7 protein-coding genes are annotated in these 6,003 nt (G+C 67.6%); 4 read left to right on the top strand and 3 right to left on the bottom strand.

Annotated features, from left to right (window positions below; translation table 11 throughout):
- Positions 1 to 89: 89 nt before the first annotated feature.
- On the bottom strand, positions 90 to 920 hold the full coding sequence (locus tag A5789_RS08195) for an oxygenase MpaB family protein (RefSeq protein WP_193615495.1): 831 nt from the start codon (positions 918 to 920) through the stop codon (positions 90 to 92).
- A 356-nt stretch (positions 921 to 1,276) separates the two neighbouring features.
- Here A5789_RS08195 and A5789_RS08190 point away from each other — a divergent pair, with 356 nt between their 5' ends.
- The 3 genes from A5789_RS08190 to A5789_RS08180 all read left to right on the top strand — a co-directional run bounded on the left by A5789_RS08190 (position 1,277) and on the right by A5789_RS08180 (position 3,368).
- The gene (locus tag A5789_RS08190; RefSeq protein WP_064902373.1) at positions 1,277 to 1,945 is read left to right on the top strand and encodes an MlaD family protein; all 669 of its coding nucleotides are present in this window, start codon (positions 1,277 to 1,279) and stop codon (positions 1,943 to 1,945) included.
- Positions 1,946 to 2,003: 58 nt separating this feature from the next.
- The gene (locus tag A5789_RS08185; protein ID WP_193615494.1) at positions 2,004 to 2,297 is read left to right on the top strand and encodes a hypothetical protein; all 294 of its coding nucleotides are present in this window, start codon (positions 2,004 to 2,006) and stop codon (positions 2,295 to 2,297) included.
- 261 nt (positions 2,298 to 2,558) lie between these two features.
- Positions 2,559 to 3,368 carry a DUF2382 domain-containing protein gene (locus tag A5789_RS08180; protein ID WP_064902372.1) on the top strand — a complete coding sequence of 270 codons (810 nt, stop codon included), beginning with the start codon at positions 2,559 to 2,561 and terminating at the stop codon, positions 3,366 to 3,368.
- A gap of 62 nt (positions 3,369 to 3,430) precedes the next feature.
- Here the strand turns inward: A5789_RS08180 and A5789_RS08175 are convergent, their stop codons facing one another.
- The gene (locus A5789_RS08175) at positions 3,431 to 4,126 is read right to left on the bottom strand and encodes a class I SAM-dependent methyltransferase (protein ID WP_064902371.1); all 696 of its coding nucleotides are present in this window, start codon (positions 4,124 to 4,126) and stop codon (positions 3,431 to 3,433) included.
- Positions 4,127 to 4,297: 171 nt separating this feature from the next.
- Here A5789_RS08175 and hpnE point away from each other — a divergent pair, with 171 nt between their 5' ends.
- Positions 4,298 to 5,722: a hydroxysqualene dehydroxylase HpnE gene (hpnE, locus tag A5789_RS08170; RefSeq protein ID WP_082940541.1), complete on the top strand. Its 1,425-nt coding sequence runs from the start codon at positions 4,298 to 4,300 to the stop codon at positions 5,720 to 5,722.
- 27 nt (positions 5,723 to 5,749) lie between these two features.
- Here the strand turns inward: hpnE and A5789_RS36360 are convergent.
- A partial coding sequence (locus A5789_RS36360) for a hypothetical protein (RefSeq protein WP_227462817.1) occupies positions 5,750 to 6,003 on the bottom strand: 254 nt, incomplete at its 5' end.

The following is a 6,003-nucleotide window of genomic DNA, read 5'->3' as shown; positions in this document are numbered from 1 at the left end:
GGTGACGGGCGCGGCGGGGCCCGGATCGGCGGGCATCGGCTGGGACATGGGCGCTACCTTTTCCGGCTTCGTCGACGGGGCAGGGAATTTCAGGGCAGGACGTCGGTGCGGCGGGCAACCGGATGGCGCACCGCCTCGGGCAGTACCCGGTCCAGCGCGCGCACGGCGGTGACGGCGCGGTCGAACTGCCGCTCGCGCGCCGGCGACCACGCCACGCCCAGCCGCTCCCGCAGTTCGGGTGGCATCGTGCCCGCGGTGGTGAGGCGCAGCAGAGCGGCCAGCGGCACGGCGAATCCGTTCCAGACCACTTGCGGCGTATGCAGTTTCGGCGGGACCGGCATGGGGTGGCGGTCGAGTTCGAGAAGCAGGTCGGTGGCGTCGTTGCGTTCCAGGACGTCTGCGACCGTGTGCCGGTAGTGATCCCAGAACTCGGTCCGGCTACGCGGAACGACGCGTTCCGGGATGCGCAGGACGCCGGCGAGGTCGCGCCACTCCCGGAACAGCGCCTCTTCGCGTTCGTCGTCGACTCGCCCGTCGAACAGGCGGCGCACCTGCGCGGGTCCGGCGTATCCGGTGGCGTGCACCCACAAGTAGGCGTCGGCGTTCAACGCGTGATACCGCCGCCCCCGCGCATCGGTGCCGGAGATGTCGCGATGGATCTCGCGCAACCGCAGACCCTCCGCCACCGCGGCCTCGGATCCGTGAAATCCGTTGATACGCCGCACTGATGCCAGCGTGCGGGTGATGCGGGACCAGCGGTCGCTGAGGAATTCGGAATGGTCCATGACGCCGGCGCCGACGACCGGATGGGCGACCTCCAGCAGCAGAATCGCCCGGCTCGCGAGGACCGCGCGCCAGTCGACGCCCCAGCGCCAGGTCGCCGATCCCGGCCCTATCGTGCGCACCGAAGAAGTTGTCACCGGTTCTCGTCCTCGAGTGGTCATATCCTGGCCCTCTCACTCAGCGCCGAGAGCGCTGCGGGTTGATAGAAATGGGCCGCTGTAACTATCAACGAGTGTGACACGGATCGCCCCGATTTGATAGATGGCAAACGAAAGTCTCTCAGCGCCGCGTCGTTCCGCTGTTCATGCTGCCACTGCTCGCTCGGTGGAAACTCCGAATACCGCCCCGGTACGCGAACGAAATATGTCACTATGGCTGATAGATCTAGGGCACTGTTTCTATCAGTCTTTCCGGTAGTGGGAGCGCCGACCGGACCATAAGTGATCATGGGTTCTCTATCCACCGGGCAGTGCTGCCCGGGTTGGAGGCAGATATGGGTGCGTTCACCGACCCCACGGCGCCGGAGGCGGAGTCCGGCGCGCTGCCCGGCACTCCGGTCGAGCGCGCGGCGCCCGGGCGGTTCGTCGCTGCCGACGCCGCGGTCGCGCACGTCGAGATTCGCTCCTCGGTGCGACTGCCCCGCGGTACGCGCGCCGAGCTGCGGCAGACGACGGTGCTCGGCGATATCTATCTGGCGCTGCTGCCCCCGGCGGACGGCGCCGGGCCGCTGCTCGGCGACGGCGACACGATCTCGCTGCGTGATACCGACCCGGGACCGCAGGTCGAGGAGATGCTGCAGCGCATCGCCACCTTCGTCAACGGCGGCAGCATCACCCGCCTGCAGGACGCGATCGCGCGTCTCGACAGCGTTCTGCCCGACAACGCGAGGGAGACAAGGGAACTCGCCGCTGGAGTGGCCGCCGATGTCCACGATGCCGCCGCCGGGACCGCCGAACTCGATCGCACCCTCGCCGCCACCGCGAACCTGTCCCAGCGCCTGCACGATATGCGCGACCGTCTCGGATTCATGTTCTCCGACACCGCCCGCCGACGGCTCGAACGCGTCCCGCAGTTCATGACCGCCGTGCTCAACGTGGTCATCGAGGGCGATGTGACCAAGGATGCCGTCGTGCTGCTGCAGGTGATCGGAGCGCTGCGATGACTCGTAGCTCTGGCGCAGAGCCCTCGACACCGGAATCACCGACGCGCTGAAGGTGAAGATGGACGCCGCCGTGAATGTGGTCGGGCCGCTGCTGACCGAGATGCAGTACACTTCGACCGCAAAACCTTTGGCGGCCAAGGTTTCTCAGCGCGACGGCGATCGATATGTGGTGCAGGTCTTCGTCGACATGAGCTCCCGCAGCCGCCAGACCCCCGACGGTGTCGCCGCGACGGCGAGCTACACCGTCACCCTCCGGCGTTCCGGTCACTGGACGATCACCGATGTGGGCGGAGTGGGCGCCGGCCTGCCGGGCGGCGATACCCCAGCACCGGTACGCGCGCCCGGTCGCTGACGGGGCGATCGGCGGCGAGATCGTCCAGATCCGAAAGCGCCACAGGTCAGATCGGTAAATATCGCAGGGTGCTGTGGCTGCGTGAACGACCCCGGCGAGCCGGATGGAATCGAGGTTCATGCCCGTCCTGCGGGTTTCGCTGAAAGATTGCCGGGTACCTGCCGACGTGTAGCCGATCATGCTGGGCTGCCGGGGGCGACAGCCGGTCACACCGGCGTATTCCCTGATGAATCCATCCCATCCGTACGGAGGAGAGCAACCATGACCGGACAGCTCGACACTCTGATGGACAGCACCGTGTACGACTCGCACGACGACAAGATCGGCAAGGTCAAGAACATCTACGTCAACAACGAAACCGGTTCGCCGACCTGGGCATCGGTGTCCACCGGCCTGTTCCGCCACGATTCGCTGGTTCCGCTCGTCGGGGCACAGCACAATCCGCAGTCCGACGCGCTACGGGTGAATGTGGACAAGGAAATGGTCAAATCCGCGCCCGCTGTGGAACAGGACGGGCACATCAGCCGGGAAGGCGAGGAAGAGCTGTTCCGCCACTATCACGTCGATCCGAACCACTCCGGCTGGGACGCCTACGGCCGTGCGATGCGCGACGGGCAGGGGACCGCGCGTCCCGATGCCGGCCCGACCGGCCGCCACGCCGCCACCGATCCCACGGGCGACCAAAGCCTGATCCGTTCCGAGGAACGCCTGAACGTCGATACGCAGCGTGAGGAGGTCGGCACCGCGCGCCTGCGCAAGTACGTCGTCACAGAGGATCAGACCGTCACGGTGCCCACCAGCCACGAAGAGGTGCGGGTGGAACGCGAACCGGTCACCGACGCCGGCGCCTACGGCCGGACCTCTCTGGGCGACGAGGAACAGGAAGTCACCCTGCACCGGGACCGGGTGACCGTGGACAAGGAGACGGTGCCGGTCGAGCGGGTGCGCCTGGCCGTCGACGACGTCGAGGAACAGGAGACCGTCGGCGACACCGTGCGCAAGGAGCGCATCGACACCGAGGGCACCGATCCGGGACGCTACGACGATCGTCGCTACCCGGACGAACGCTGAGCACTGAGGGTGTGAGCCGGGCCCGGTCCGGGCCCGGCCCTATCGCTCACGGGGGAGAGGTGTCAGCCCAGAGCCAGGTGGGCCTGCAGCAACCAGGCCGGAACCGAGCTGCGGCCACCGGGCTCGTCGCGCACGTCCTCGAAGTGGATCGGTGATCGATCGTCGCGGGGCAGATCGTTGCCGTGGATGCGCGCCGGGCGGATGTCGTCGATGACCCAGTACTTCGAAACCAGCTCGCGCAGTTCGTCTTCGGTTACGGGATTGGGGCCGAATCCTTCGGGCGAGGCCGGTAACGCCTTGCGGTCGAAGACGAGCACGAAGTAGGACGCGCCCGGGGCCGCCGCGCGGACGATGGAACGCTGATATCCGTCGCGCTGGTCGACCGGAATCGAGTGGAACAGGGTGCTGTCGACGATGGTGCCGAATCTGCCGTCGTACCCGGTGAACGAGGTGATGTCGGCGACCTCGTAGGTGGCGGTGGTCAGTCCGCGCCGCTCGGCCTCGGCGCGGGCCAGTTCGATGGCGGTCGGGGCGGAATCCAGCCCGACCGTCGTGAAGCCGCGCTCGGCCAGATACAGCGAGATCGCGGCCTCTCCGCAGCCGACGTCGAGGACGTCGCCGTGGAATTTGCCTTGTTCGGCAAGCGCTTTGAGCTCCGGCTGCGGTTCGCCGATACTCCAGGGCGGTTTGGCGCCGGAGAACGGGCCGGCGTCGCCCTGGTACGCATCCTCGAACGTGAAATCGCCCGGTGTGGTCATGATGTCCTCCGGATCGGTCGGGGCTATCAGACAGGGATGGAGCTCATTCGATGCTACGGCCGCGCCTCGGGCCGAGGTGCGGGCGGTAGGGGGTTTGTGCGGTAGGGGTTTGTTCCGGGGGTGTGACTCGATAACCCGGCGTGCGGTGCAGGTTCCTCGTAGCATGAGCGGATGAGTGAAATAGATACTCAATCTCTCGCCAGTACGAGTTCGGATGCGCGGCACGTCGCGGTGGTGGGCGGGGGCCTGGCCGGGCTGTCCGCCGCGGTGTGGCTGGCCGAGCGGGGGTTCGACATCACCCTGGTGGAGAAGCGGGGCCGGCTCGGCGGGCGGACGTTCTCCTTCGATGTCGCCGGGGTCGACGAGTTGGTCGACAACGGTCAGCATCTGTTCGCCGGGTGCTACGACGCCCTGCTGCGCTACGTCGACACCATCGGCTCGGCCGATCAATTGCGCTGGGACGCACCGCCGTTCGCGATCCGCACCGGTCCGGGACGGTTGCTCACCACACGGGGACCGCGCTGGTTGCCGGCGCTGGTCCGCAATACCGCGGGGCTGGCGTGGATGGCCTGGCCGCCGATCCCATTACGCTATCGCCTGCCGGCGCTGCGCAGCTGGCTGCGAATCGGCGCCGCCGCGTGGAATCCGTCGCCGGAGCTGGACCGGATGACCGTCGACCGGTGGTTCCGGGAGCTCGACGTACCGCATTCACTGCGGCGGCTGAGCCTGGACCAGCTGGTGATCGGCCTGCTGAACGAAAAGCCCGACCGGGTCTCGGCTTTCACCTTCGCGCAGGCGTTGCATTTCATCGGACGGCGGGCGCTGGCGGGCAATATCCGCGCGGGCGACGCGGTATGGCCGCGAGTCAGCCTGCACGAACTGTTCGTCGCTCCCGCCGAGCGGTATCTGCGGGAGCGCGGCGCGCGGATCGTGACCGGGACGCAACTGGTCGATGTGGAACTCGACGCCGGGCCGAATGTGGATCGGCTGACCGGACTCCGGCTCGCCGACGGGCAGCGAATCGACTGTGACGCGGCGATTCTCACGATGCCGCCCTGGTCGCTGACCACCCTGCTGGACCGCAGCGCGCTCGGCGGCAACGAATTCTTCGCTCCCGCGCGCAAGATCGAGCCCGCGCCGATCTCGAGCGTCTACGTCTGGTTGGACAGTCCGCTGCGGATGGTGCGGCTGGCCGAAAATCTGCGCGACACCACCATCGAGTGGGTGTTCGACACCAGCGGGATGCACGACGGCGACCATCGCGACGGTTACTGCTATTCGCTGGCGGTCAGCGCGTCCTGGGAAGTGGTGCACCTGCCCAGGGAGGCGTTCGTCGCGGCCGCGCTCGAATCGCTGCGCACCCACTACCCCGAGGCGCGCACCGCGACAGTGTTGCGCACCAAGGTGATTCACCAACCGCAGGCCACCTTCTCGGCGCATCCGGGCTTCGAATCCCTGCGCCTGGACCAGACCACTCCGGTGCGGGGCCTGTTCCTCGCCGGTGACTGGACGCGCACCGAACTGCCCTCCACCATGGAATCCGCCGCCGAGAGCGGCCGGCGGGCGGTCGACGCCGTCCGCCGCTACCTGACGTAGTGCCGTCCGGCGCGGGAAGTGGCGAGACTAGGCGCCGTAGAGCCGAACGAAGTCCTGGCCCGGATCGACGGCGGGCACCGTGTAACTCGACGAGCTACCGTCGACATCGGTTTCCTCGACATAGTAGGCGGGTTCGGCGGGCAGTCGGCGCCACTGGGCACGTGGATCGTCGGCCTGCTCCAGGTGACTGTTCGACGACATGATGTCCTTACCTTTCTTCTTGGGTGCTCGAAGTCGCTGGCTGCCATAGGCTTTCGAGCACCCGGGAGCGCCGGGTATGG

The organism is Nocardia sp. 852002-51101_SCH5132738 (assembly GCF_001665695.1).
Classification (GTDB): Bacteria; Actinomycetota; Actinomycetes; order Mycobacteriales; family Mycobacteriaceae; genus Nocardia; species Nocardia nova.
Note: the sequence above shows the minus strand (reverse complement) of the source record. Positions and strands in the feature narration are given on the sequence as shown.